Raw genomic sequence first — 25,408 nt, forward strand, 5'->3', positions numbered from 1 at the left:
TGCCGTGCGCCTTATCAATAGCGCTATTCGGTTAGGGCGCCCCGAGGGGCGCGCTCTGTGTGCTTACAGGTTGTACCCACGCTCGTTATGCTGGGCGAGATCTAGACCGACAGCTTCATCTTCATCGCTGACCCGCAGCCCCATTACCAAATCGATCACTTTGAGAATCACAAAGGTCACAATCGCGGTGTAAACCACGGTGAAGATCACGCCTTCGAACTGGATCCATAGTTGCGCTGCAATGTTTTCAACTTCACCAAAGCCGCCCAATGCAGGTGCTGCAAATACACCCGTGAGCAATGCCCCGACGATTCCGCCGACACCGTGCACACCGAAGGCGTCCAGCGAGTCGTCGTAACCGAGTTTGCGTTTCAGGCTAGTGGCGCAGAAGAAGCAGATAACCCCCGACGCCAGACCGATAACCAGCCCGCCCATAGGGCCTGCGGTTCCGGCGGCTGGGGTAATTGCAACCAAACCCGCAACCACGCCCGAGGCAATCCCCAGTGCGCTTGGTTTGCCGTGTGTCAGCCACTCAGCAAACATCCAGCCCAGCGCCGCAGCAGCCGTGGCGATTTGAGTAACCAGCATGGCCATACCCGCCGTGCCGTTCGCTGCAAGTGCAGAACCTGCGTTAAAACCGAACCAACCGACCCAGAGCATTGCCGCGCCAATCAAGGTGTAACCCAGATTGTGCGGAGCCATTGGCGTGGTTGGATAACCCTTGCGCTTACCCAGTACCAGGCACGCCACCAAACCCGCCACACCGGCGTTGATGTGCACGACAGTACCGCCCGCGAAATCGAGCACGCCCCAATCCCACAGCAAGCCACCCACGCCACCCCAAACCATGTGCGCCATTGGTGCATAGACCAATGTGAACCACGCGGTAATGAAGACCAGCATTGAGGAGAACTTCATGCGTTCAGCGAATGCGCCGACGATGAGAGCAGGTGTGATGATGGCAAAGGTCATTTGAAAGGTGATGAACACGCTTTCAGGAACCGCGGCGACAAGGCTGTCAGTCTCCAAACCGCTGAGGAATGCTTTCGACAAGCCGCCCACAAAGGAATTGAAGTTAACAACACCTTCTTCCATGCCTGTGGTGTCAAACGCCATGCTGTAGCCATAAACGACCCACAACAGACTGACCAAACAAGTAACAGCGAAGCACTGCATCATTACCGACAGCACGTTCTTGGAACGCACCATGCCGCCATAAAACAGTGCCAGGCCAGGAATGGTCATAAACAGCACGAGTGCGGTGGCAACAATCATCCACGCAGTGTCGCCGCTGTTCAGTACAACCTCGTCAGCCAGCGCAACGCTTGGCAAAACGAGGGACAAAAGGGCTCCTAGCCCTGCGATTTTTCGCAGAGTCATGGTTTAACTCCTGGGGCGGGGTTCGGTTTTTTGGGGCTTAAATCGCGTCGGTATCGGTTTCGCCGGTACGAATACGAATGGCCTGTTCCAGGTTAACTACGAAAATTTTGCCGTCACCAATCTTGCCGGTGTTGGCTGCTTTAGTGATGGCTTCGATGACCCGATCCAGTTGATCGTCAGCGATTGCCACGTCGATTTTCACTTTTGGCAAAAAGTCGACAACGTATTCAGCACCGCGGTACAGCTCGGTGTGGCCCTTCTGACGACCGAAGCCTTTGACTTCAGTAACAGTGATGCCCTGCACGCCGATCTCCGACAGTGACTCGCGGACGTCATCCAACTTGAACGGCTTGATGATGGCAGTAACTAGCTTCATGTAACTCTCTCCCGTGTAAGGTGGACTTGCCCCAGGAATTGCAAACCCGAGCCAAGTCTAAGCGCAGTGCCTGGCTTTTGTAATGCATTGGCTGCTCTAACTCGGCAAGACCAACACCCACCAACCGCTCCTGACGAAACACTCCTGTGCTCCGACTAACGCACCGGAACTGCATCAGTGCATCTTTCACTTGGAGCTAAGCAGAAAGCTTGCCAAACATGATAAAGCTGCGTCATTTCATGGACTTAGGCGCTACAACAGGCACAACACCGTGGATTTCAATGATTTAATGCACAACAACAGTGCATCGCCAGCGGGCATCACGCGCAATAATCGTGCAGACCGCACAATCAGCGCACCCGACGCTGCGTGTTACACTTTCGGTCTACCGCAATTGGAAGTTAGTCATGTTGCCACCAAAAATTCTGCTCGACGCCCTCACCGCTGGTGCTTCGCGCCTGTTCAATGGTGATACGCCGCTGCCCCGCGCGGAGTTCGAAGCGCAATTCAAGGCGCTGATGCAAAGCGGATTCAGCAAGCTGGATTTGGTTAGCCGCGAAGAATTCGACAGCCAGATGGTCGTGTTGGCCCGCACGCGTGCACGATTAGAGGCACTCGAAGCCAAAGTCCTTGAACTTGAAGCCAACAGCCCAGTAACCACACCCGCAGAACCCAGCCAGCAATAAGCTGGCAATCTATGGCGCGCCACAACAGTGGTCGCCAAGGCAGTGGCCGCCAAGGCATGCCTTCTGCGGCATGTCTTCTGGTCGCCTGGGCGACTAACCTGCTAACTGTAGCGAATCAATCAGAACCTTGGCGACGGCCCTCACCTCGCCTTCTTGTCAATTGATGGCCGCGAGCCACAGCCAAGCAATTGACTCAAGTTCCAGCATTCAGCCCATTTGGCAGCGACAGACGCCCGGAATCTAAACAATTCTTACAGCCGGTTATTGCGCGCTGGAACCATAGATAACATCACGCTTCAACATCAGGCTTTTCAAGCAGACGGATTCTGCGGCCCTGATGCGCCTCGAAGATTACGACAAAGGAAGTCGATCATGAAGCGGACTATAAAGAAGAGTTCCACCTCCACCCCGGCATTCACTGTGCGTGCAGGACGTCAACTGTGTGCCTTGCAGTGCGCCTCATTCAGCGCACTTCTGGCTTTGACGGTTAGCGGCTCCGACAGCGCTTATGCGGCATGCGTTACTCAGCCAGGCGCCGGTGCCACGGAAGGCTCGACCTGCACCAACGCAGACACCAGCTTTACCTCAAACACCATCAATGTACCGATTCGCAGCAGCGCCAACAGTTCACTGACGCTGACAGCGCCAGACATCAGTGCTGAAGTTTTACCGAGCACGCCCGACGGTAATCGCGCCGTGGTATTTGCCCGCAATGCAGCCTTGAGCATTGAGGGCAACCTCACCAGCATCCTCAACGGCGCAGCAGGCACCGCAACCGGTCAACTTCTGCGCTCGACCGACAGCGGCTCGATTGTGATCGGCGGCGATACTCGCCTGATCACCACGCAGGCGGATGCCATCGCGATTGACGCAAACCGAGGTAGCATCTTGCTTAACGGCAACCTTGATGCTGTGTCCCGTGGCCCCGCAGGCACCAGCAATAAACCCGCGGTGAAACTTGAGCACGGCTTACGTGCGAGTAACGGCGCCAGCATCAAGGTGCAAGGCGACACAATACTTGAGGTGGTCAGCCGCGCGGTTGAGGCCAATGGCACAGCGGGCTCACGCATTGATTTGGCTAACCTCAGCAGTCGCTCCGAAGGTTTTGGCATTATTGCCACAGGCGAGAATAACGCCGTGGTCATCACCGGTGAAAACGTCGATATCAGCGTCAACAACAACAATAACGAAGGTGTATTCGCCGCTGATGGCGGCAATGTGATCATCGACATGGCGGGCGGCAATACCAACAACGGTAAGAACTCGCTGATCGTGTTCAATACTCCCGGAGCTTCACTCTCCACTCTTGGAGATACGTCTGACGCCTTGCGCGTACAAAACAGCCGCGGTGATGCACGTATCAAAATAGGTGCTGGCAGTATTACCACCGGCACCGCCAGCAGCGGTTTTGACTCCGAAGGTGCCTATGCGCTGGTACGCGGCGGCCCTGGCGTCGCCCAGGTCGACATGACGGGCGGCAGTATCACCACCCTCGCCAAAGAAGCTGAAGCTATCTTTGTCCAAACCGATAACGGTGCGCCCAGCCGGATCGACAACGACAGCATCATCAACTTCAGCGGCGGCAGTGTCACAACCCTAGGTAATAGCGCTGTTGGTTTGCTGGCACAGAGTGATCCACTGAGCAAAGGCAATGTCAGCATCAACCAGTCTGGCGGCAGTATCAGTACCAGTGGCACGGGCGATCTTGAACAATTAAGTCACGGGATTCTGGCAGAAGCCACTGGCTCAGGTAACAGCAGCATCAACCAAAGTGGCGGCACCGTTACCACCTCAGGAAATGGCAGCCATGGCCTCTATGGCTACTCAATTAGTGGCGATGTAAGCGTTAACCAAGGGCCAATGGCGAGCGTTCACGCGAGCGGAGAAAATGCTTCGGCGATTGTTGCTCAAGCGGTTTCACCCGAGCAGCGCTACAGGATTAAAGCCGCAGGTACGTTGCTCGGCGGCAGTGGTCAGGCCGCAGGTATCAAAACCAGCACCCAAGCCAATGGTAGTGTTGACCTCGACGCAACAGCCAACGTAAGCGCAGCCTCGGGGATCGCGATTCTCGACGGTAGCGGTGACAGCACGATCAACAGTGCTGGCACGATTAACGGTGACATCCTGACCAACGCTGGTGATGATCAGTTAAACCTGTTAGCGGGCAGCACAACGAGCGGCAAGGTCATGCTTGGCATGGGCGCCGACCGTGCAACTATCGAAAATGGCGCGGACATCTCGGCAGTCAGTCTTTTCGATGGCGGCAACGGTGTCTACGACAACCTCAATGGCAGCGGCGACAGCCTGACCTTTGCCGGTGGCGAGCGAGATGTCGCTGCTGACACTCTGCAGAACTGGGAAACAGTGGTTCTCGATGCAGGCACCCGCATCAAGTTTGGCGCATCAGGCCTCACCGTTGGCGGCAGCGACGATGTAACGCAACGGGGCTTGATCATCAATCGAGGTGCAACCGTGCGCACCACACAATTAAAATTTACAGTCACGGGTGACGTTAACAACCGTGGCACCATCGACCTGCAAAACAACAGCGCAGGCAATCGTTTTGTCGTCGCCAGCAATCCAAATGGCGCCTCAGGCAATTACCGCGGACAAGACGCCAGTCTGAAAATCGACAGCGTCCTCGGCGGCGATAATTCGTTAACCGACAAGCTGGTGATTGAAGGTAACTCTGCGGGCAACACTGCACTCAGCGTCAATAATCTCGGCGGTACTGGCGCTCAGACCAACAACGGCATCGAAGTCGTGCAAGTAGCGGGTAACTCAAACGGCGTGTTCGCCCTCAATGGCGACATCGTGACCAAGGACAACCAACAAGCCGTTGTCGCTGGCGCCTACGCTTACACGCTACACAAAGCACCAACCGGTGACTGGTATCTGGCCTCAACGATTCAGCCGACTCCCGCGGTCGATCCGACAACCCCTCCAACCCCAACAGCACCGCGTTACAGCCCTGCGGCTGCGCTGTACCAGCAGTATGGCCAAGCGCTACTCGATATGAACGGTTTGCCAACCATGCAACAGCGTGTTGGCAATCGTTACTGGCACGCCGCCAGTGGAGCGGCACAAACCAGCACAACCACCAACACAACCACCAACATTGACGGCGAGCAAACCTATATCGAAAACGGTGCCAGTTGGGCTCGCGTTGAAGGCACCTACCAACGTAACCGTCCAAATGCCGGAACCATCGATGCCGACTCAGTGACCAATCGCTGGAAAATGCAGGCCGGACTCGACGCCTTGCTGAACGAGGACGAACGCGGCAACAAGCTGATTGGCGGGGTGACGGCACACTACGGAACATCTGACTCGCAGGTTGATTCATTTTTCGGTGACGGTAATATCGACAGCCGAGGTTACGGTGCCGGTTTGACCTTAACTTGGCTGCAAGAAAATGGCTTTTATGTTGACTCGCAAGCCTCGGCAACCTGGTATAAAACCGATATTGATTCTGACGAAACAGATCGTCGGCTGACGTCGGATAACGATGGTTTTGGCTACGCCTTCTCCGTCGAGAGCGGTAAGCAAATTGAACTTAACCAAACCCTGACCCTGACGCCACAAGCTCAGTTGATCTACTCACGCGTTGATTTCGACAGCTTCACCGATGAGTTCAACACCCGCACCTCCCTCGACTCAGCCGATAGCCTGCGCTCACGCCTTGGTGTTTCGCTTGATCACGATAGTCGCTGGCTGGATGACACCAACAAAATCCGCCGCAGCCATGTCTACGCAATCAGCAATCTGTACTACGAGTTTCTCGATGGCACACAGGTTGATGTTGCCGAGGTAAAACTCAAAAATCGTCCTGAACGACTCTGGACAGGCCTCGGTGTAGGCGGAAGTTATAACTGGAATGAAGACAAGCTCTCGCTGTATGGCGAGGTGTCTGTCGACTCATCTGTGAATAACTTTGGCGACAGCACTGCCGTCAACGGCACAGTAGGTATGCGCTTAAGATTTTAACCCCCAGCTACAGCCAATAAAAACGGAGCCTTCGCGCTCCGTTTTTATTGCTCAGCGACAATCCATAGCTGAACCAGCCGATTGCGTCCCCCTCCAGCCGAACCTGTTACTCTCGATATATCGCAGGAAGCGATACCCTAGATTTCAAGGAGTGAACGATGTCGCTGGCCGTAGTCCACAGCCGCGCCCAAGTGGGTGTTGATGCACCCGCCGTCACTGTCGAAGCCCACCTTGCGAATGGCTTACCATCATTGGCATTGGTCGGCCTGCCCGAAACAGCGGTAAAAGAAAGCAAAGACCGAGTACGCAGTGCCATTCTCAACTCTGCATTTGAGTTTCCCCCGCGTCGCATCACGCTCAACTTAGCGCCCGCCGATTTGCCCAAAGACGGCGGTCGTTTTGATTTAGCCATCGCCTTGGGAATTCTCGCTGCGAGCGGACAAATACCCGCGAAAGCACTTGAAAACATTGAGTGCCTGGGTGAATTGGCATTGTCCGGGGAAATCCGCTCTGTGCGCGGAGTATTACCAGCGGCTCTGGCCGCCAGAACCAGTGGCCGCACGTTAGTGGTGCCCAGCGCCAACGCCGAAGAGGCCAGCCTCGCCTCCGGTTTGAACGTGATTGCAGCAGAGCATTTATTGCAGTTGGCGGCGCACTTCAATGGCTTGGCGGTGATTGCACCGTATCAATCAAAAGGCCTGTTGCACCATGTTCAGCCTTACCCGGACTTATCCGAAGTACAGGGTCAATTAGCGGCAAAACGTGCATTGCTGGTCGCCGCAGCCGGCTCCCACAACTTACTGTTTAGCGGCCCACCCGGCACCGGCAAGACTCTGCTCGCCAGCCGCCTACCCGGTTTATTGCCGCCGCTTGGTGAACAGGAAGCGCTGGAGGTTGCCGCCATTCATTCGGTGGCCAGCCACACCCCGCTGACGGCATGGCCACAGCGCCCTTTCCGAACACCCCATCACAGCGCATCCGGGCCGGCATTGGTCGGTGGCGGCAGTCGCCCGCAACCCGGCGAAATCACACTCGCGCACCACGGCGTGTTGTTTCTAGACGAACTGCCTGAGTTTGATCGCAAAGTGCTTGAGGTGCTGCGCGAACCCCTTGAAAGCGGGCATATCGTGATTGCCCGCGCCCGTGACAAGGTGCGCTTTCCGGCCCGTTTCCAGCTGGTTGCCGCCATGAATCCTTGTCCATGTGGGTTTCTCGGCGACCCCAGCGGGCGCTGCCGTTGCAGCAGCGAGCAGATTCAACGCTATCGGGCAAAGCTTTCCGGGCCCCTGCTCGACCGTATTGATTTGCACGTCACCGTGGCCCGTGAAACGACAACTCTGCACGTACCGCAAAGCACAGGAAGTGACACCGCCACCAGCGCCGCCCATGTCGCCAACGCCCGCCAACGGCAGATGCAACGTCAAGGCTGCGCCAATGCATTTCTTGATCTGGCGGGCCTACGCCAGCACTGTCCTTTGCAGGCAGATGATCAGCGCTGGCTGGAGAATGCCTGTGAGCGGCTGGCCTTATCGCTGCGTGCGGCTCACCGCGTACTCAAAGTTGCGCGCACCTTGGCCGACCTTGAGTGCGCTGCAGAGATCAGCCGCCAGCATTTGGCTGAAGCAATGCAATACCGCGGTCATGCGCAGAGCTGATGCAGTACCGCTACTGAAAGCGTCCAACCTCATCGCGCAACTCGCCAGCCAAGCCGTCAAGCTCGCGGGCGGTCTCTGCCAGATTCAAGATCACCTGGTGCTGCTCGTTATTGGCCAGGGCAATACTCTGCAGATTGCTGCTCAACGCTGTCGCCGTGCTGCTTTGCTCTGAAGTGGCGGTAGTGATTGAGGCAAACTGCTCCCCGGCCATGCTGGTTTTCTCGGCAATTTGTGCCAGCGCTTCGACCACCCGAGAATTAAGCTGCAAGCCTTCGCTCATCAACAACTGACCTTGCTGCATGGTACTGATGGCAGTGGTTGTTTCAGTTTGAATACTGCTGATCATGCTGGAAATTTCTGTCGTCGCATCACGGGTGCGCCCCGCCAAGCTACGGACTTCATCAGCAACCACGGCAAAACCACGGCCTTGCTCTCCCGCGCGTGCAGCTTCAATCGCCGCATTCAAAGCCAGCAGATTGGTTTGCTCGGCAATCGAGGTAATCACGCTGACAATACCGCCGATCTCCTGCGAACGCTGACCTAAAGTGTTGATCACCGCTGATGTAGCATCCAATGAGTGGGCGATCTGCTCAAGTGCCTTTGACGCCTCGTCCATCGAGCTACGCCCGATGTTGGTCTGCTGAGCGTTATCACTGGCCAGACGTTCGGTCTGGCGCATGTTGTCGGCGATATTCAGGGATGTTGCGCTGAACTCCTCAACTGCGCCCGCCATGCTAGTGATCTCACCCGACTGCTGCTCGATACCTTCATAAGCACCGCTGGAAAGGCCTGATAGCGCCTGAGCACGACTGCTAACCGCCTGTGCCGAACTGCGAATACGCGCGACCATGCTCGCAAGCGCTTCACCCATTTGGTTGAAGTTACTGGCGAGATCTGTGATTTCATCATTGCCGCTGAGCGTTGAGCGTGCGCTCAAATCACCAGCACCCAAAGCCTGCGCTTGCTTAACCAACTGACCAAGCGGCTGCAACTTACGTCGCAGCAACCAGATCACCGCTGTAACTGCCAATACCAGCGCTATCAGACTGCCAATCGCCAGCTGCCAGCCGAGCGACCAAGTCACCGCCTGAACTTCAGCCATCGGCATACTTGCGACCACCTGCCAGCCACCCGCGTTGAAAGGTGCGCTAACGCTGTAAAAGTCTTGCTGGCCATCACTCCAGATCATGCCTTTGCTGGGCGTTGCCGAGTGCTCTATCAGTTGCGCAGGCGCTGAATCCGTTGTTTGCGCAGCGAAGGGGGCAACCAGCCACTTGCCGCTTGTATCGAAGATTGCCAGCGAGCCTGCCTTACCAATGCGGAAATCCTTGAGTGCATCAAACTGACTGTTTTGTGTATCGGTGTAATCAAAGCCGACAAACAACACTGCAATCACCTGGCCCTGACTATCGGTAACCGGTGTGTACTGGGTCATGTAAGAGCGCTCAAAAAGCAACGCGCGCCCCACGTAACTTTGGTTTTGAAGCAAGCGCTGATAAGCAGGGTGATTGTGATCCAGCACCGTGCCGATGGCACGACTGCCATCTTGTTTGGTTAGCGAGGTTGTCACTCGCACGAACTCAGTGCCATCACGGACGAATACCGTGGCCACTCCCGCCGTCAGGTTCTTAAACTCATCTACGCGCTCGAAAACATTGTTGAGCAGTTCGTCGCCGACATACAGCGCAGGCGTCTGCACACCAACCACGCTGATTCGCTCAGCTGGCCGGACGACCATCCCCGAACTGAAGCGCTTCTCAAACAGGCCCGCAAGACGCTGCGTACTCTCAAGCAGACTTGTGTTGAAAGTATTCAGCTGATCAGCCATCAAGCGCGACTCGCTGGCCAAATGTTCTTCACGGATCGCCACGTTGGCATCGCTCAAAGAGCGCAAGGCGAACACTGTGCTGAGGCTGATCAGAACAGTCAGGATAATCGCCAGCGCCATAGCAAGCTGCCGGGTGATGGAAGAACGGGAATGGTTCATAAATGCTCCGACATAACAAATACTCTGGGCGCCACAAACATCGGAGGCACCACTGCTGTGTCGGCTTCATCGGCCATGGGACAAATAACTTAAGTAGTGTTTGACCGATTACTTGATCCATTCGACCTGCGGTAGGTGCATTGCGGCGACCTCGCTGACCAGATAGTCACGCAACCGCTGGAACCGCTGCTGATTACGCCGCGCCTTGGGCCATACCAAGTAATAACTGCAGCCACTCGGCACCGCTGCTGGCCAAGGTAAAGCAAGGCGTCCTTGCTCGACGTCCTCTGCGACCATCACCAAATCGCCAATCGACACGCCGTAGCCACGCGCTGCCGCCACCATGCCCAACTCCAAGGTGTCGAACACCTGCCCGCCGCGCAGCGGTATGTGCTCCGCCAGGTTCATTGCCTGTAACCACTGGCGCCAATCGCGGCGGTCTGGGGTTGGATGCAGCAATTCTGCGCTTTGCAGTTGCGCCAGATCCCAAGCGCCATTGCGCGCAGCATCGGGCGCACACACGGGGATCAACCACTCAGCAAATAACAATTCACTTTCCCAATCATCAGCAAAATTGCCGGTGCTCAGCAGTACTGCGCAATCAAAGGGTTCATGCAGGAAATCGACTTTATCGACATCCATCCATGCGCTGGTCAGTTGCACCTCAATGTCATCATTGTGCGCACGGAACCGCGAAAGCCGGGCCAGCAACCAGCGCATGGTCAGGGTCGACGGAGCTTTTAAACGCAATATCCCATCATCAGCCTGCAAAGGAGCGCATGAACGCTCCAATGCATCAAAGCCTTCGCGCAAGCCGGGGAGTAAAGTACGACCTGGCTCCGTTAGCTTGAGGCTACGCCCGCAACGCTCGAATAAACGACAGTCGAAATACTCCTCAAGCGTGCGCACATGTCGGCTCACTGCACTTTGCGTGATTGCAAGCTCATCGCCCGCCTGAGTAAACGAGCAATGGCGTGCGGCTGCCTCGAAAGCACGCAGTGCATACAACGGTGGTAGCTTGCGACTCATGGATAACTAAAACTCATACTAAAGAGAGATATTTTCATTTTGCAGTAAGCCGCCGTACATTCACATACTGCACGACCAAGGAACCTCTGAAAAAGGTAGCGAGCGACGGGAGTACAAGGCGCAACGACCAACGGGAGTAACAGCCAAAGGCTGGCCCGAAGGGCGAGCGCAGCGAATCAAAAAATGCGAAAAAGCGACCGGGGTCGCGCTCGACTTTACGAGCTGTAAATGAGCATTTTGAGCAATTTTTTAACGCCGTAATACCTAGCGCAGTAGTTTTTCAGAGGTTCCTCAAATACTCAACGTGGCCCCTTTTTATGTCGCACGGCAGCTACCCACTTCATCCCGCTATCAGCAGTGCAGCACCACTGCCACGCGAAGTCGATATCGTCATTGCCGGTTCAGGCATCATGGGCTGTGCAAGCGCATATTACCTGCGCCAAATGGGCTTATCGGTGTTGGTCTGTGACAAAGCCGGGCTGGCCAGCCAGCAATCGACGCGGGCCTGGGGCTTTGTTCGTCAACAAGCACGCGACCCGGCTGAAGTACCGCTGATGATGGCCTCGATCAAGCTGTGGCAGCAGCTTGAGCATGAGTTGCAGTTACCTTTGGAGTGGCGGCAAGACGGCTGCATGTATCTGGCTGAAAATGATGAGCACCTGCGTCAGTACCATGATTGGCTGGACGTTGCCGCCAGCCATGGCCTCGACACCCAGCTCCTGAGCAGCCGCGAAGTCGCCGCCAAGCTACCGGCCTTGGCCAATCCGGCAAAAGGCGGATTGTTCACTGCAAGTGATGGCCAAGCTGAGCCGCGCCGGGTAGCGCCGGGCTATGCACTGCGTGGCGTGGAAGCAGGCGTGGTGTTTGCCGAAGGCTGCGGTGTCACTGCGATCGATCGCGCAGGTGGCGCTATTTGTGGCGTGCAGACTGAACGCGGCTACGTCAAAACATCACGCGTGCTGATTGCTGCAGGTGCCAGCAGTTGGCGTTTGCTGGCACCGCTTGGGCTGGATATTCCCCAGCAAGCGCTGCGCAGTACAGTGTCGCGCACCAGCCCGGTTCCAGACATTGGCGGCTGCAGCTTTATTGGCCACGGCATTGGCATTCGGCAACGGGCTGACGGCAGTCTCAACCTCGCGGATGAGGCGCAAGCTGACGTCGACCTGAGCTTGGACTTTATGCGCGGCGCCTCGTGGTATTTACCGTTATTGCCGGAGCATCACCGCAGTTTTCGCTTCCATCTAAACGCTGCGTTGCTGCATGACCTCAAGCTACGCCTGCGCGGCGAGAATAAAGCGCTCGGCGAACGCGACCCACACGCCAGACCCGAGCTAAGCCGTGTAAGAGCCGCTGAAAAAGCCTTGGCCCGCGCCTTTCCGGCATTGCATGAGGTTCGCGTAATAGAGAGCTGGGCTGGGTTTATCGACGTCTTGCCCGATGGCATTCCAGTGCTCGATGCGCCCAGCCAAATTCCCGGCTTGCTGATCGCTACCGGTTTTTGTGGTCATGGCTTTGCCATGGGCCCAATCGTCGGTCAACTGATGGCGCAATGGGCGACTCAGGGTAATACATCACTCGATTTAAGCGCGTTTCGCAGCAGTCGCTTTGCTGATGGCAGCGCTGGCAAACCTTACTCACTTTTCTGAAGAACCCGCGCATGTCGAGCCCTAATCGTATTGAGTTGCTGGCTATCCTGCGTCTATCTGGCCCGCTTATCGCGGCGCAATTGGCGCACGTATTAATGGTCTTCACTGACACGGTGATGATGGGCATGCTTGGCCCTCAAGAGCTGGCAGGTGGCGGGCTTGGCGCGGCATGTTATTCGTTCGTCTCGATTTTCTGCGTCGGGGCAATTGGCGCAGTGGGTAATTTGGTGGCTATTCGTCATGGCTCTGGTGACGCAGCAGGTGTCACCCGCCTGACCCAGAATGGTTTATGGATGGGCTGGGGCTTGGCCTTGATGGCCGGGTTGATGTTGTGGAACCTTGAGCCCGCCCTGGAGCATTTCCAGCAAACCCCGGAAAACGTTGAGCGAGCCATGCGTTTTCTCTCGACCTTGGTATTCGCCCTGCCCGGCTACATGACATTTATGGCGCTGCGCGGCTTTACCAGCGCAATCGGCCGACCCGGGCCGGTCATGGCGATCAGCATTGGTGGTGCGCTGGCGAACTTCATTCTCAACTATGCCTTGATCAAAGGTTGGTTTGGTCTGCCGCAAATGGGCTTGGCTGGCATTGGCCTGGTCACCGCGATTGTAATGAGCGTCATGGCCTTGCTTCTGGCTTGGCATGTGATGCGGCACAGCGCCTATCACGCGTATCCACTGCAACGGGGTGTATGGCAGCCGGACTGGCAAGAGCTCAAGGAGCTGATTCGCCTTGGCTTACCCATTGGCGGCACCTATGCAGTGGAGTCAGGGTTATTTGCCTTTGCCGCGCTGTGCATGGGTGCGCTGGGCAGCACACAGATGGCCGCGCACCAAATTGCCCTGCAATCGGTGTACGTCGCCTTTATGGTGCCGGTTGGTATTTCCTATGCGGTCACCTTCCGGATTGGCCAGCATTATGGCGCTGGCCGCTTGCTTGAGGCGCGGCGCAGTGGCCGACTGGGCATCATGTTTGGCGCGACCTGCATGCTCGGCTTTGCCTTGTTGTTCTGGCTGGCACCGCAATGGGTCATTGGCTTATTTCTCGACCCGGATGACCCCGCGTTTAAATCGATTGTCGCGCTGGCCGTTAGTTTGCTGGCGATTGCTGCCTGGTTTGAACTGTTTGATGGTATTCAAACCATCGCCATGGGCGCGATTCGCGGCCTGAAGGATGCCAAAACGACGTTTTACACCGGTCTGGTCTGTTATTGGCTGATTGGTGCGCCCATGGCGTGGGCGCTGACATTTGTCTTTAACTGGGGCGCCGCAGGTGTCTGGTGGGGGTTAGCCAGCGGTCTTGCATGCGCCGCAGTCAGCCTGGCGCTGGGCTTTGAATGGAAAACCGCACGCATGCTGGCCAGTGAGGATCTCAAGGCTTGCGACACAGCAACTTAGTTTTTCTTACTCACGCCCGGCAGCAGCTTAGGCACATCGCACGCCATAAATTTCGCCAGATCGCTCAGTGAAATGGCCTTGCTGATCAAAAAACCCTGCGCCTGATCACAACCAAACTGGCGCAGCATGGCGAGCTGCTCAGCGTTTTCAACACCCTCAGCGACCACCTGCAAGTTGAGGTTATGGGCCAAGTTAATCATTGCCCGCACCAGCAAGCGGTTCTCCGAACGGTCACACATGCCGCCGACAAAGCTTTTATCAATCTTGAGCAAAGTAATCGGTAGGCTATTGAGGTGCACGAACGAAGAAAAGCCAGTGCCAAAGTCATCCAGCGAGAAGCGCACACCCAGCTCGCCCAACGCCAGCATGGTCTGACGCACATGGTCGCTACGACGCATGATGGCGGTCTCGGTCAGCTCAAACTCCAGCCACTGCGCACCAATCCCACGCTCATCGATCAAGCGTTTGAGCGTTGGCAACAGCTGGCTGTCCTGAAACTGGCGGAACGACAGATTGACTGCCATATGCAGCGGCGCCAAGCCCTGCCCACGCAGCCATTGCATGTCACGCAAGGCACGGGAAATAACCCAGTAACCGAGCGGTACAATCAGACCGCTTTCTTCGGCAAGCGGTACAAACTCATTCGGTGCAAGCAGACCACGGGTTGAGTGACGCCAGCGCACCAGGGCCTCAAGCCCGACAATAGTCCCGGTCTTCAGGCACAAGCGTGGCTGATAATGCAGCTCCAGCTCATCGCGACGCAGTGCCCGGCGCAATTCACTTTCGAGGTCAGCTTGGCTGCGCGCATTGTGGTTGATGCGCTCATCGTAGATGTATGAGGTGCAACCTTGCTGATTCTTAGCCTGCTGCATGGCAATGTGCGCATGCCACATCAACGGATCAGGCCCCGCATTGGAGCGGGCATGGGCCAGACCAAGGCTACAGCCGAGCATCAGGCTCTCACCGTCAACCCAATAGGGTTCTGCCAACACTTCGGTCAAGCGCTCGGCGAAACGCTCCACGCGAAGCGGATCGCGCCGGGTATCGAGCAACAAGGCAAACTCATCGCTGCCTAATCGAGCCAGTTGATCACCCGACTGCAGGATCGACTTAAGCCGCGCAACCACTTGCGTGATCAAATTATCGCCAGCCTGAAACCCCAAGGAATCGTTAACGTGGCGAAAATTGTCCAAATCAAGATGGCCAAGCGCCAGGCCGCGACTATCAGTTGCCGCTAAACGCGCCGAAAGCAGCGTCTGAAAACCTTGGCGATTAGCAATGCCGGTCAGCGCATCTTGCTCCGCCAAACGATTAAGTGTGTGTTTGAGCGAGCCCTGCTCGCGCACATAACGCAGGCAACGGCGCAGTACATCCTTGGTCAGCTGCGAGCGGACCAACCAATCATTGATGCCTTGCGGCTCATCGAGGGGTTCCTGCTCGAGCAACAAGATGAGCGGTAGCGGGCAAACACCAAGTGACGGCAGATAACTCGGCGTAGTCAGCAGCACACTGCTGTTGTGGTCGCCCAATAGGTCACGTGCTACGTCCCAAGAGGAGGCGCAGATGAGCGAGTACGCCCCGTCCATAGGCTCAAGGCATGCCTGCACTAGCGCAGGCCAAGTAGCATCCTCGGCAAGCAGGATCAGCGTTAAGGGCTCGACGAACGCAGACAAACAACCTCCCCAAAGACAAAATAATGCAGTGGTTTCTCCACCAAACGCGCCTTTTCGGCGTCTAATCTGCACATCCCTGTTGCGCTGGAGCATCCTGCTCTAAAGTCGAGCCTTCGACAAGTGCCACACCTTTGAGGTGTGCTGGCTAGCGCTGAACCCTGTGGATTCTGACCGACGGTACAAACCGACAAGAAGCATATAGCCACTATTGAATGTTTGTCATCGCTCGAAGATTACTGTAATTCGCCAAAGAACCAAGCCCACCTCGTCTGACTCCGTGCGCTAACACACACTTCCAGATGGTCAAGGCACAAAGCGCTGAGCCTGCTAAAATGCGCGCCCACTCTCCATGTGATAACTGTAATGTCCCGACTGAACCCCCGGCAGCAGGAAGCCGTGAACTACGTCGGCGGCCCTCTTTTGGTGCTCGCCGGTGCTGGCTCCGGCAAGACGAGCGTCATCACCCGCAAGATTGCCCATCTGGTGCAAAACTGCGGCATTCGCGCCCAGCACATTGTCGCCATGACCTTTACCAACAAGGCTGCGCGCGAGATGAAGGAGCGTGTCGGCACGCTGCTCAAAGGTGCTGAAGCGCGCGGGTTGACGGTTTCGACCTTCCATAACCTGGGCATGAACATTATCCGCAAGGAATATGCGCGCCTGGGTTATAAGCCGGGCTTCTCGATCTTCGATGAGGGTGATATCAAGGCGCTGCTCAGCGACATCATGCAAAAAGAGTATGCCGGTGACGACGGCATTGATGAGATCAAGAATTACATCGGCTCGTGGAAAAACGACCTGATTCTGCCCGACCAGGCGCTGGCCGAAGCGCGCAACCCGAAAGAACAAACCGCAGCCATCGTTTACCTGCATTACCAGCGCACATTAAAGGCCTATAACGCTGTCGACTTTGATGACCTGATCCTGATGCCCGTCAAGCTGTTTCAGGAACATGCGGACATTCTGGAAAAGTGGCAAAACCGCATTCGCTATCTACTGGTCGATGAATATCAAGACACCAACGCCAGCCAATACTTGCTGGTAAAACTGTTGGTGGGCATGCGTAACCAGTTCACCGTTGTCGGCGACGATGACCAGTCGATCTACGCATGGCGCGGTGCCCGGCCAGAAAATCTGATGCTGCTCAAGGAAGACTACCCGTCACTGAAGATTGTCATGCTCGAGCAGAACTATCGCTCGACCAGCCGCATCCTCAAGTGCGCCAATATCCTGATTGCCAACAACCCGCACGCCTTCGAGAAACAACTCTGGAGTGACATGGGCGTGGGTGATGAGATCCGCGTGATCCGTTGTCGCAATGAAGATGCCGAGTGCGAGCGCGTGGCCATGGAAATTCTCACCTTGCACCTGCGCACCGACCGGCCCTACAACGACTTTGCGATTCTTTACCGAGGTAACTATCAGGCCAAGCTGATGGAGCTGAAACTCCAGCACCACCAGATTCCTTATCGCCTCAGCGGCGGCACGAGTTTCTTTGCGCGCCAGGAAGTGAAGGACTTAATGTCCTACTTCCGCCTGCTGGTGAATCCCGATGACGACAACGCCTTTTTACGGGTGATTAACGTACCGCGGCGCGAAATCGGCTCGGCAACCCTGGAAAAACTGGGCAACTACGCCACCGAGCGTAAAGTCAGTATGTACCAGGCGGCGGGTGAACTCGGCCTTGGTGAACACCTCGACAGCCGTTTTACCGATCGTTTGGCACGTTTCACCCGCTGGATGGATGGCGTACGCCAGCAGTGCGCGCAGAATGATCCAATCGCCGCACTGCGCAGCATGGTCATGGACATCGATTACGAAAACTGGCTGCGCCAAAATGCGTCCAACGACAAAGTGGCGGATGCGCGCATGGGCAACGTCTGGTTCCTGATCGAGGCGTTGAAAAACACCTTGGAACGCGACGAAGACGGCGACATGACCATCGAAGATGCCATCGGCAAGCTAGTCTTGCGTGACATGCTCGAACGCCAACAAGAGGAAGAGGAAGGCGCTGATGGCGTGCAGATGCTGACCTTGCACGCATCCAAGGGTCTGGAGTTTCCGTATGTGTTCATTATCGGCATGGAGGAAGAAATCCTTCCGCACCGTTCCAGTATCGAAGCAGACACCATTGAAGAAGAGCGGCGCCTAGCCTACGTTGGTATCACCCGCGCACGGGAAACGCTGGCATTCACCTTCGCCTCCAAGCGTAAACAATACGGTGAGATAATCGAATGTACGCCCAGCCGGTTCCTTGACGAATTGCCGCCAGAGGATTTGCAGTGGGAAGGCCTGGAAGAGGCGCCAGTTGAGGTAAAAGCCGCCCGTGGCAATGCGGCACTGGCGGACCTGAGGGCAATGCTGAAAAAATAGGCAGTTAGCTATGGCTCAACTGTTGACTGTGTAGAGCTGAATGGCTGAACAACACCTCGACATAGATTGGGGTTTCACACTAAATGAGGGATGTTGCGTGGAAGCGCTGAAACAAAAAATTCGCGAAGAAGGCATTGTCCTCTCAGAGCAAGTACTCAAAGTCGATGCCTTTTTGAACCATCAGATTGATCCCAAGCTGATGCAACAGATTGGCCATGAGTTCGCGGTTCGCTTTCGCGACCAGAACATCACTAAAATCGTCACCATCGAAGCCTCCGGCATTGCCCCGGCGGTGATGGCAGGCCTGGAACTCGGGATACCGGTTATTTTTGCCCGTAAGTACCAGTCGCTAACGCTCAAAGACAACTTGCTGACCTCGAAGGTCTACTCCTTCACCAAGCAGACTGAGAGCACCATTGCGGTCTCGGCCAAGCACCTCACCGCCGATGACCATGTACTGGTGATTGATGATTTCCTGGCCAACGGTCGCGCTGCAAAAGCGCTGATCGATGTGATTGAACAAGCTGGCGCGAGCATCGCCGGGATTGGCGTGGTGATCGAGAAGTCATTTCAAGTTGGCCGTAACGAGCTGGACGAACAAGGATTCCGGGTTGAATCCCTGGCACGCATCAGCTCACTGGCGGACGGCAAAGTTACTTTTCTCGAATAAGCCTTGCAGCTCATCAATGGCGTGTTGTTAATGCGCCGTTGATGAGGTCGCTTGCAAGCCCGCCAGCAGCAAACGCTGATACAGCTTTTCACGCAGACCGTGCGGTTCTGCCAGGCTCATGCGTTGCAGTTGCGGCATAAACGCCGCAGGCTTTGGTGCCTCAAGCGTCGCCTTACCGAGGCGCACTATTTGCTTGAGCTTGAAGTTGCCTTTAAGCCAAGTCAGGGCGCGCAGCAAGTCACGCTCCTCTGGGGTGAAATCACAGCCCAGCGCAAACTCATCGAAAATGGCGCTGTATTGCGCTTGTAAAGCCTCAAGGCGCTCCGGCAGGTTATTGCTGTAGCGGGTGTCGAGTTGGAAGGCCTTGTCCAGCTTGCCGTTTTCTTGCGCTTGCTTGATCAACTCAGCCTGAAAACGTGAGTCGCTGATATTCAGCAACGCCTCGATCACCTGCGAATCAGTTTTACCACGCAGATCAGCAATGCCGTATTCAGTGACAACAATATCGCGCAGGTGCCGGGGAATGGTGACGTGCCCATATTCCCAGACGATATTGGAGCGGACCTCGCCGTCAGACTCACGCCAACTGCGCAGTAGCAATATGGAGCGCGCATCCGCTAGCGCATGAGCCTGCGCAACAAAGTTGTACTGACCGCCAACGCCGCTGAGTACACGACCGTTTTCCAGCTGATCGGACACCGCCGCGCCCATCAATGTCATGGTAAATGCCGTGTTGATGAACCGTGCGTCACGGCGCTGCAAACGTTTTAACTGTTCCTGTCCGTAGAGTTCGTTGATAAAGCAAATACCGGTCATGGCATAGCGTTGGCGCTGCTCAAAACTCAACTCGTTCAAGCGGTTGTAGAACGAACGTGGTCCTAAAAAGAACCCACCGTGCAATACCGCTGGATTGCTTGCCGGGCGCAAATAGGTGTCCAGCGCTTGTTGGGTCTGCGGATTAGTCAAGTCCGCCGGCACTTGCAACGAGCCAGGCAAATTTAATTGCCCTTCGTGCCAGCTGATTTCAGCTGCAAGCAAGCCGTAACGCTGCAGCTCAGCCAAGCGCGGCGCATCAAGCGTGGATGCCAGCCCCGCATCCAGCAATGCCTGAATGCTTAGCGGTCGACCTTGCTCATCCAGAGCGCCAGCGCTGGCCAGTTGCTGCACCCGCAAGTCTGGGTAAACTGCACGCCGGATAATTCCGGCGTCAGCCAGTACCAGCAAGCCATTTACGAACATCTCACTGCAGCCGTACAAGCCTTCGGCAAAGGTTTCAGTCCCGCCTATCGTCTCGATTGATGCTTGCCAATCGGTTGTGCAGCTCAGTGCATCAAGCAGCGCCTTGTACTGGCTGTTGTTGCTATCACGAGCTAACAAGGCGGCGGTTAACGCATCGCCCATCGAGCCGATACCAATTTGCAAGGTACCGCCATCGCGCACCAGTGTGCTGGCGTGCAGGCCAATACAATGGTCTTGCAGGCTGATCGGCATATTGGGGGTTGAAAACAAGGCTGATGTTTCTGGGTCTTGCAGCTGGATATCAAACCGCTCACAGGTAATTTCAGCAGCGCCCGACATAAAGGGCAGCTCGCTGTGAACCTGAGCCAGGTAGAGGATTTTCTCGCCATTGGCCCGGCGCTTGTCCAACATCGGTAACAGATCGAGGGTGATGTCCGGATTGCAGCTCAGGCTGAAATGTTCTGGTCGCAACGGATCCGTGGCGACCAGTTGTGCAAGTACATTGAGGCCACGTGCATTAATATCTCGCGCCGCATGGCTGTAATTGCTGCTGACGTAGTTTTGCTGCGCGTCATTGTTGCCGAGCATGCTCCCCGGCTGCATAAAGAACTGCTCAACGCGGATATTCGCAGGTAACTCGCCACGACGCAGGTCGCCGAGGAAGTCCAACTCGGGATAATCGGCAAATACACGCTCGACGAACGGCTGCAAAAAACGCTGCTGCAGCCCCGGCTCGGCATGCGGACGCCCCAGGCACAAGGCGGTGTAGATGTTTAACTCACGCTCCGGCAACTGCTTGCAGCGCTGGTACAGCGCATTCACCCAACTGTTGGGTTTGCCCAGCCCCAGCGGCAGACCGAGATGTATCGGCCCGTCAATTTCGCGCAAGACCTTTTCTACAGCATCATCAATCGAACACAGTTGCGGCATTAAGCACTCCTTGCGCTTTGCTGATCACCCCAGTTCGACTATACCCTCATCGCAATTACGCCCCGAACGCTAAAAACAAAAAAACCGCCCTGAGGCGGTTTTTTTAGACGTTATCTGCTTACAAGCCAGACATCTTCTCGATGGCAGCTTTCAGCTCATCATCGGTGCAGTCGCCACAAGTGCCTTTAGGCGGCATGGCATTGATGCCGCTGATGGCCTTAGCCAGCAGACCGTCAAGGCCACCTTGTTCGTCAGCACGTTTTTTCCATGCCGCAGTGTCACCAATTTTCGGTGCATCCAATACGCCAGTCGTGTGGCAAGCACCGCAGTGCCCAGCAATAACGTCGTCCGGAGATTTAGCACCGCCACCACCTGCCGCAGCAGAAGCAACCTCAATACCTTTGCACTCTTCGCCTTGGACGCAAACTTCGCCCACGGGCTTCAAACGTGCAGCAATTGCATCGTCAGTCGCTGCCTGAGCAGAAGCGGCCCAGATAGCTAGCACGGCTGCCGGAGCAACCAGCATTTTTTTAATCATATTCACGCTTACACCCTCATCGTGGCTTGGTTCGCCCGCGGCCACGGTTTCGCGAGCGGGCGCTAAGTATAACGAGAAGCCCTGCAAGCTGAAACACACCAAATGCCGCAGTTTCAACCCGATTTATTAACTTACGCAGGCAACCCGACGGGTAAAGACTGCATTTTTGCCTGCGTCAGCAGGTACACAACATAAAATTCTCTGAACAGCTAACGCAGTACTTTCTAGTAATGGCTTAGAAATTGGCCGGCGTTGTCGCACTCACCAGCTTGGCTGGCTCATCGAAAGGGTTGCGAAAACGGTGCGGTTTACTGCTCTCAAAGTAGTAGCTATCACCCTTTTCCAAGGTGTAGGTTTCACTACCGACCACGAGTTCAAGACGGCCTTCAATCAGCATCCCAGCCTCTTCACCTTCGTGGTTGAGCATTTCGTCGCCGGTATCGGCGCCCGGAGGATAGGTTTCTGAGAGAAAGGCAATGGCACGACTGGGGTGAGCCTTGCCGACCAGTTTCATGGTCACGGCGCCATCAGAAATATCAATCAACTCATTCGCTTTGTAGACGACTTGAGTATTGCTGTCCTGATCCACATCGAGGGAGAAAAACTCCACAAGCGACATTGGAATACCCGCCAGCACTTTCTTCAACGAACTGATCGAGGGGCTTACGCTGTTCTTCTCGATCATCGAAATAGTGCTGTTAGTGACGCCCGCACGCTTGGCGAGTTCACGCTGGGAAAGGCCTTTTAACTTACGGATGGATTGCAGTCGTACACCGACGTCCAATGCTTGCGTCCCCTCGGGAAGATACGGAAAATGTAACCGTATCATGGCAATAGCGTTCAGTATTTACAACAGTTTGTGCCTAAATATTGTCCAGCTGAATAGTTAGGGCTGCACTTGCAGTTTTTAATCCCCCAAATAGAGCCGCGGCACACGGCGCAGATTGCAAAACAGCTGGTAGGGAATCGTCCCTGCATGGGCGGCAACATCACTCGCGAGCACGTTTTTGCCCCACAGTTCGACTCGGCTACCAAGCCCTGAATCTGGTAAGTCAGTCAGATCAACCGTCAGCATATCCATCGACACACGACCAATTAAGTGGCTCAGCTTGCCATCAATCATCACCGGTGTGCCCGTCGGCGCGTGCCGTGGATAACCATCGGCATAACCCATCGCAACCACACCCACGCGAGTTGGCCGCTCAGTGATAAAGCGGGCGCCATAACCAACCGGTTGACCAACAGGCAAGTCACGCACACTGATGATTTTCGACTCAAGGGTCATAACCGGCTGCAACTGCGCGGCCAACGTCTGTGCCTGCTCGAACGGGGTCGCGCCGTACAGCATGATCCCAGGACGCACCCAGTCACTCGCTACATCTGGCCAACCCAGCAGTGCGGGAGAGTTACGCAAGCTCACTTCGGCGTTGAGGTCTTTGCGGGCGCGCTCAAATACCGCGACTTGCTCCCCGACGCACGAGCAGCCCAGTTCATCGGCGCGGGCGAAATGACTCATCAGCACGACTTTTTCAACCTGGGCGCAGCTATGCAAACGCTGATAGGCCGCAGCGTATTCGTCAGGCTCCAGCCCCACACGGTGCATGCCGGAATCCAGTTTCAGCCAAATGGTCAGCGGCTGGCTGATGTTCGCTTGCTCAAGCGCCTCAAGTTGCCACATTGAATGCACCACACACCACAACTGGTGTTGCTCAATCAATGCCAGCTCTGACGCCTCAAAAAAGCCTTCGAGCAGCAAAATTGGCTGAACAATACCGGCTTCGCGCAACTGCAGTGCTTCTTCAATACAGGCCACCGCAAAACCATCCACTTCCCCAGCAAGAGCCTGTGCACACCGCACCGCACCATGTCCGTATGCATCTGCCTTAATCACGGCTAGTGCCTTGGCAGCAGAAACCTCGCGGGCCAAACGGTAGTTATGGCGCAGGGCGTTTAGATCAATCAAAGCACGGGCTGGACGCATAAATTGAGCTTCTTTGCAGTGGGTTGAATCGGTTAAAAAAAGCCCAGCAGTGCTGGGCTAGGGGTGACACATGGTTCCTGAAAACACTTCCGTTCTTTACGGCAGAGCTATTTACGGCAGAGCGGCAATTACGGTCATCTCAACCAGTACTTCCGGGGTGTACATGTTGGCCTCGACCGCCGCGCGAGCTGGCGCGGTGCCGGGTGCAACCCATGCATCCCATACCTGGTTAAGACCGGCGTAGTCGCGCGCCATGTTCTTTAGGTAAATAGTCACCGACAAAATTCGGCTTTTGTCGGTGCCCGCCTCGCTCAACATCAAATCGATATTGGCCAGGGTTTGCCTGGTTTGCTCAACAATGTCGCCGCTGTAGTCATCCGCCAACTGGCCAGCCAAATAGACAGTGCCATTGTGGATAACTATTTCGCTGTAACGGGTTTCAGTGCGCAGGCGCTGTAGAGCCATGTTTTTGAGTTTCCTTGGTGCGCTTATAACGAGAAATATCCAAGCCTTCAGCGCTGATCTGTGGACGTTTGGACGCCATGGTATCGGCCAGGAATCGACCAGAGCCACAGGCCATGGTCCAACCCAGCGTACCGTGGCCGGTATTTAGGAACAGGTTGCTGAAACGAGTGGCGCCCACGATTGGCGTGCCATCCGGGGTTGCTGGACGCAGACCGGTCCAGAACTCAGCTTGAGCCAGATCACCACCCTGTGGATAAAGATCTCCGACGATCATTTCCAGGGTTTCACGACGACGCGGATTCAGGCTCATGTCGAAACCGGCGATTTCAGCCATGCCGCCGACCCGGATGCGCTGATCAAAACGGGTCATCGCCACTTTGTAGGTTTCATCAAGAATAGTCGACATCGGCGCCATATCAGGATTAACGATAGGCACGGTCAGCGAGTAACCCTTGAGCGGATAAACCGGCGCACGAATACCCAGCGGCTTAAGCAGTTGCGGGCTGAAGCTACCAAGCGCAAGCACATAGCGATCAGCCGTTTCCAGCTTGCCGTCAATCACCACGCCACTGATTTTGTCGCCCGTCGCTTCAATGCGCTCAATGTTCTGGCCAAAACGGAACTCAACACCCAGCTTGCGTGCCATCTCGGCCAGCTTGGTGGTGAACATCTGGCAGTCGCCAGTTTGGTCATTCGGCAAACGCAGTGCACCGGCAAGCTTGTCGGTCACGCTCGCCAGAGCCGGCTCAACGCGTGCAATGCCGTTGCGATCAAGCAACTCGAATGGCACGCCCGACTGCTTGAGCACGGCGATATCTTTAGCCGCGTTATCGACTTGCGCCTGGGTCCGGAACAACTGAGTAGTACCCAAGCTGCGGCCTTCATAGGCAATACCGGTTTCGGCGCGGAGCTCGTCAAGGCAGTCACGGCTGTATTCAGACAACCGCACCATGCGCTCTTTGTTTACCGCATAACGGCTGGCCGTGCAGTTGCGCAGCATTTGCGCCATCCACAAGTACTGATCAACGTCAGCAGTGGCCTTGATTGCCAATGGCGCGTGTTTTTGCAGCAGCCATTTGATAGCTTTGAGCGGAACGCCCGGTGCAGCCCAAGGAGATGCATAGCCAGGCGAAACCTGACCAGCGTTGGCGAAGCTGGTTTCCAGCGCAGGGCCGTCCTGACGATCAACTACGACCACCTCAAAACCCTGACGTGCCAAATAATAAGCGCTTACAGTGCCAATCACACCGCTACCGAGAACCAGAACCCGCATCATTTTTCTCCTCGCCGAGACTATGCACTGGCGTTTTTTATCATGAGAGTAGATGCGGCTAGTATATGAATCATTGAGCAGTGCAATTAACTAAACATTAGCCTATATTTAGTAATAACTCTC

At 55.7% G+C, this 25,408-nt stretch carries 18 protein-coding genes and 1 pseudogene; 7 read left to right on the forward strand and 12 right to left on the reverse strand.

What is annotated here, in order from left to right:
• Positions 1-63: 63 nt before the first annotated feature.
• Both B9K09_RS21530 and glnK read right to left on the reverse strand, forming a co-directional pair.
• Positions 64-1,380, reverse strand: a complete 1,317-nt coding sequence (locus B9K09_RS21530; RefSeq protein ID WP_087518727.1) for an ammonium transporter — start codon at positions 1,378-1,380, stop codon at positions 64-66.
• 37 nt (positions 1,381-1,417) lie between these two features.
• A complete protein-coding gene (gene glnK / locus B9K09_RS21535) occupies positions 1,418-1,756 on the reverse strand; it encodes a P-II family nitrogen regulator (RefSeq protein WP_003096476.1) in 339 nt (112 codons plus the stop codon).
• Positions 1,757-2,163: 407 nt separating this feature from the next.
• Between glnK and B9K09_RS21540 the strand changes: the two genes are divergently transcribed.
• The 3 genes from B9K09_RS21540 to B9K09_RS21550 all read left to right on the forward strand — a co-directional run bounded on the left by B9K09_RS21540 (position 2,164) and on the right by B9K09_RS21550 (position 8,084).
• Positions 2,164-2,442 carry an accessory factor UbiK family protein gene (locus tag B9K09_RS21540; protein WP_087518728.1) on the forward strand — a complete coding sequence of 93 codons (279 nt, stop codon included), beginning with the start codon at positions 2,164-2,166 and terminating at the stop codon, positions 2,440-2,442.
• A 372-nt stretch (positions 2,443-2,814) separates the two neighbouring features.
• Positions 2,815-6,429: an autotransporter outer membrane beta-barrel domain-containing protein gene (locus tag B9K09_RS21545; protein WP_087518729.1), complete on the forward strand. Its 3,615-nt coding sequence runs from the start codon at positions 2,815-2,817 to the stop codon at positions 6,427-6,429.
• 158 nt (positions 6,430-6,587) lie between these two features.
• Positions 6,588-8,084: a YifB family Mg chelatase-like AAA ATPase gene (locus B9K09_RS21550; RefSeq protein WP_087518730.1), complete on the forward strand. Its 1,497-nt coding sequence runs from the start codon at positions 6,588-6,590 to the stop codon at positions 8,082-8,084.
• A gap of 10 nt (positions 8,085-8,094) precedes the next feature.
• Here the strand turns inward: B9K09_RS21550 and B9K09_RS23025 are convergent, their stop codons facing one another.
• From B9K09_RS23025 to B9K09_RS21560, 3 genes and pseudogenes are all read right to left on the reverse strand, one after another.
• Positions 8,095-8,955 (reverse strand): methyl-accepting chemotaxis protein, encoded by an 861-nt coding sequence (locus B9K09_RS23025; protein ID WP_371917473.1) that lies wholly within the window; start codon positions 8,953-8,955, stop codon positions 8,095-8,097.
• Positions 8,953-10,071 (reverse strand): annotated as a pseudogene (locus tag B9K09_RS23030) (Cache 3/Cache 2 fusion domain-containing protein); the annotation flags it as partial. The pseudogene B9K09_RS23030 and the gene B9K09_RS23025, both read right to left, overlap by 3 nt.
• Before the next feature lie 108 nt (positions 10,072-10,179).
• Entirely contained in the window at positions 10,180-11,100 is a 921-nt protein-coding gene (locus B9K09_RS21560; RefSeq protein ID WP_087518732.1) for a LysR substrate-binding domain-containing protein, read from the reverse strand.
• Between the two features lie 317 nt (positions 11,101-11,417).
• Between B9K09_RS21560 and B9K09_RS21565 the strand changes: the two genes are divergently transcribed.
• Both B9K09_RS21565 and B9K09_RS21570 read left to right on the forward strand, forming a co-directional pair.
• Positions 11,418-12,746 carry an FAD-binding oxidoreductase gene (locus B9K09_RS21565; protein WP_087518733.1) on the forward strand — a complete coding sequence of 443 codons (1,329 nt, stop codon included), beginning with the start codon at positions 11,418-11,420 and terminating at the stop codon, positions 12,744-12,746.
• Positions 12,747-12,757: 11 nt separating this feature from the next.
• Complete coding sequence (locus tag B9K09_RS21570) at positions 12,758-14,143, forward strand: NorM family multidrug efflux MATE transporter (RefSeq protein ID WP_087518734.1); 1,386 nt, start codon at positions 12,758-12,760, stop codon at positions 14,141-14,143.
• Here B9K09_RS21570 and B9K09_RS21575 read toward each other — a convergent pair.
• Positions 14,140-15,816 (reverse strand): bifunctional diguanylate cyclase/phosphodiesterase, encoded by a 1,677-nt coding sequence (locus B9K09_RS21575; RefSeq protein ID WP_087518735.1) that lies wholly within the window; start codon positions 15,814-15,816, stop codon positions 14,140-14,142. The genes B9K09_RS21570 and B9K09_RS21575 overlap by 4 nt on opposite strands.
• Positions 15,817-16,179: 363 nt before the next feature.
• Here B9K09_RS21575 and rep point away from each other — a divergent pair, with 363 nt between their 5' ends.
• Both rep and B9K09_RS21585 read left to right on the forward strand, forming a co-directional pair.
• Positions 16,180-18,189, forward strand: a complete 2,010-nt coding sequence (gene rep, locus B9K09_RS21580; RefSeq protein ID WP_087518736.1) for a DNA helicase Rep — start codon at positions 16,180-16,182, stop codon at positions 18,187-18,189.
• Between the two features lie 97 nt (positions 18,190-18,286).
• On the forward strand, positions 18,287-18,859 hold the full coding sequence (locus B9K09_RS21585; protein WP_087518737.1) for a xanthine phosphoribosyltransferase: 573 nt from the start codon (positions 18,287-18,289) through the stop codon (positions 18,857-18,859).
• Positions 18,860-18,886: 27 nt separating this feature from the next.
• On the opposite strand, the gene B9K09_RS21590 is transcribed toward B9K09_RS21585, so the two are convergent.
• The 6 genes from B9K09_RS21590 to dadA form a co-directional block, all read right to left on the reverse strand.
• Positions 18,887-21,028 (reverse strand): acetyl-CoA hydrolase/transferase C-terminal domain-containing protein, encoded by a 2,142-nt coding sequence (locus tag B9K09_RS21590; RefSeq protein ID WP_087518738.1) that lies wholly within the window; start codon positions 21,026-21,028, stop codon positions 18,887-18,889.
• Between the two features lie 118 nt (positions 21,029-21,146).
• Positions 21,147-21,572: a cytochrome c5 family protein gene (locus tag B9K09_RS21595; RefSeq protein ID WP_087519236.1), complete on the reverse strand. Its 426-nt coding sequence runs from the start codon at positions 21,570-21,572 to the stop codon at positions 21,147-21,149.
• Between the two features lie 229 nt (positions 21,573-21,801).
• Positions 21,802-22,350 (reverse strand): cupin domain-containing protein, encoded by a 549-nt coding sequence (locus B9K09_RS21600; RefSeq protein ID WP_087518739.1) that lies wholly within the window; start codon positions 22,348-22,350, stop codon positions 21,802-21,804.
• Between the two features lie 123 nt (positions 22,351-22,473).
• Positions 22,474-23,547: an alanine racemase gene (gene alr, locus B9K09_RS21605; protein WP_087518740.1), complete on the reverse strand. Its 1,074-nt coding sequence runs from the start codon at positions 23,545-23,547 to the stop codon at positions 22,474-22,476.
• Between the two features lie 111 nt (positions 23,548-23,658).
• Positions 23,659-24,012 (reverse strand): RidA family protein, encoded by a 354-nt coding sequence (locus B9K09_RS21610; RefSeq protein ID WP_087518741.1) that lies wholly within the window; start codon positions 24,010-24,012, stop codon positions 23,659-23,661.
• On the reverse strand, positions 23,987-25,285 hold the full coding sequence (gene dadA / locus B9K09_RS21615; protein WP_087518742.1) for a D-amino acid dehydrogenase: 1,299 nt from the start codon (positions 25,283-25,285) through the stop codon (positions 23,987-23,989). The genes B9K09_RS21610 and dadA overlap by 26 nt, the downstream gene beginning before the upstream one ends.
• Positions 25,286-25,408 lie beyond the last annotated feature (123 nt).

It is taken from the genome of Pseudomonas sp. M30-35 (genome assembly GCF_002163625.1).
Classification (GTDB): domain Bacteria; phylum Pseudomonadota; class Gammaproteobacteria; order Pseudomonadales; family Pseudomonadaceae; genus Aquipseudomonas.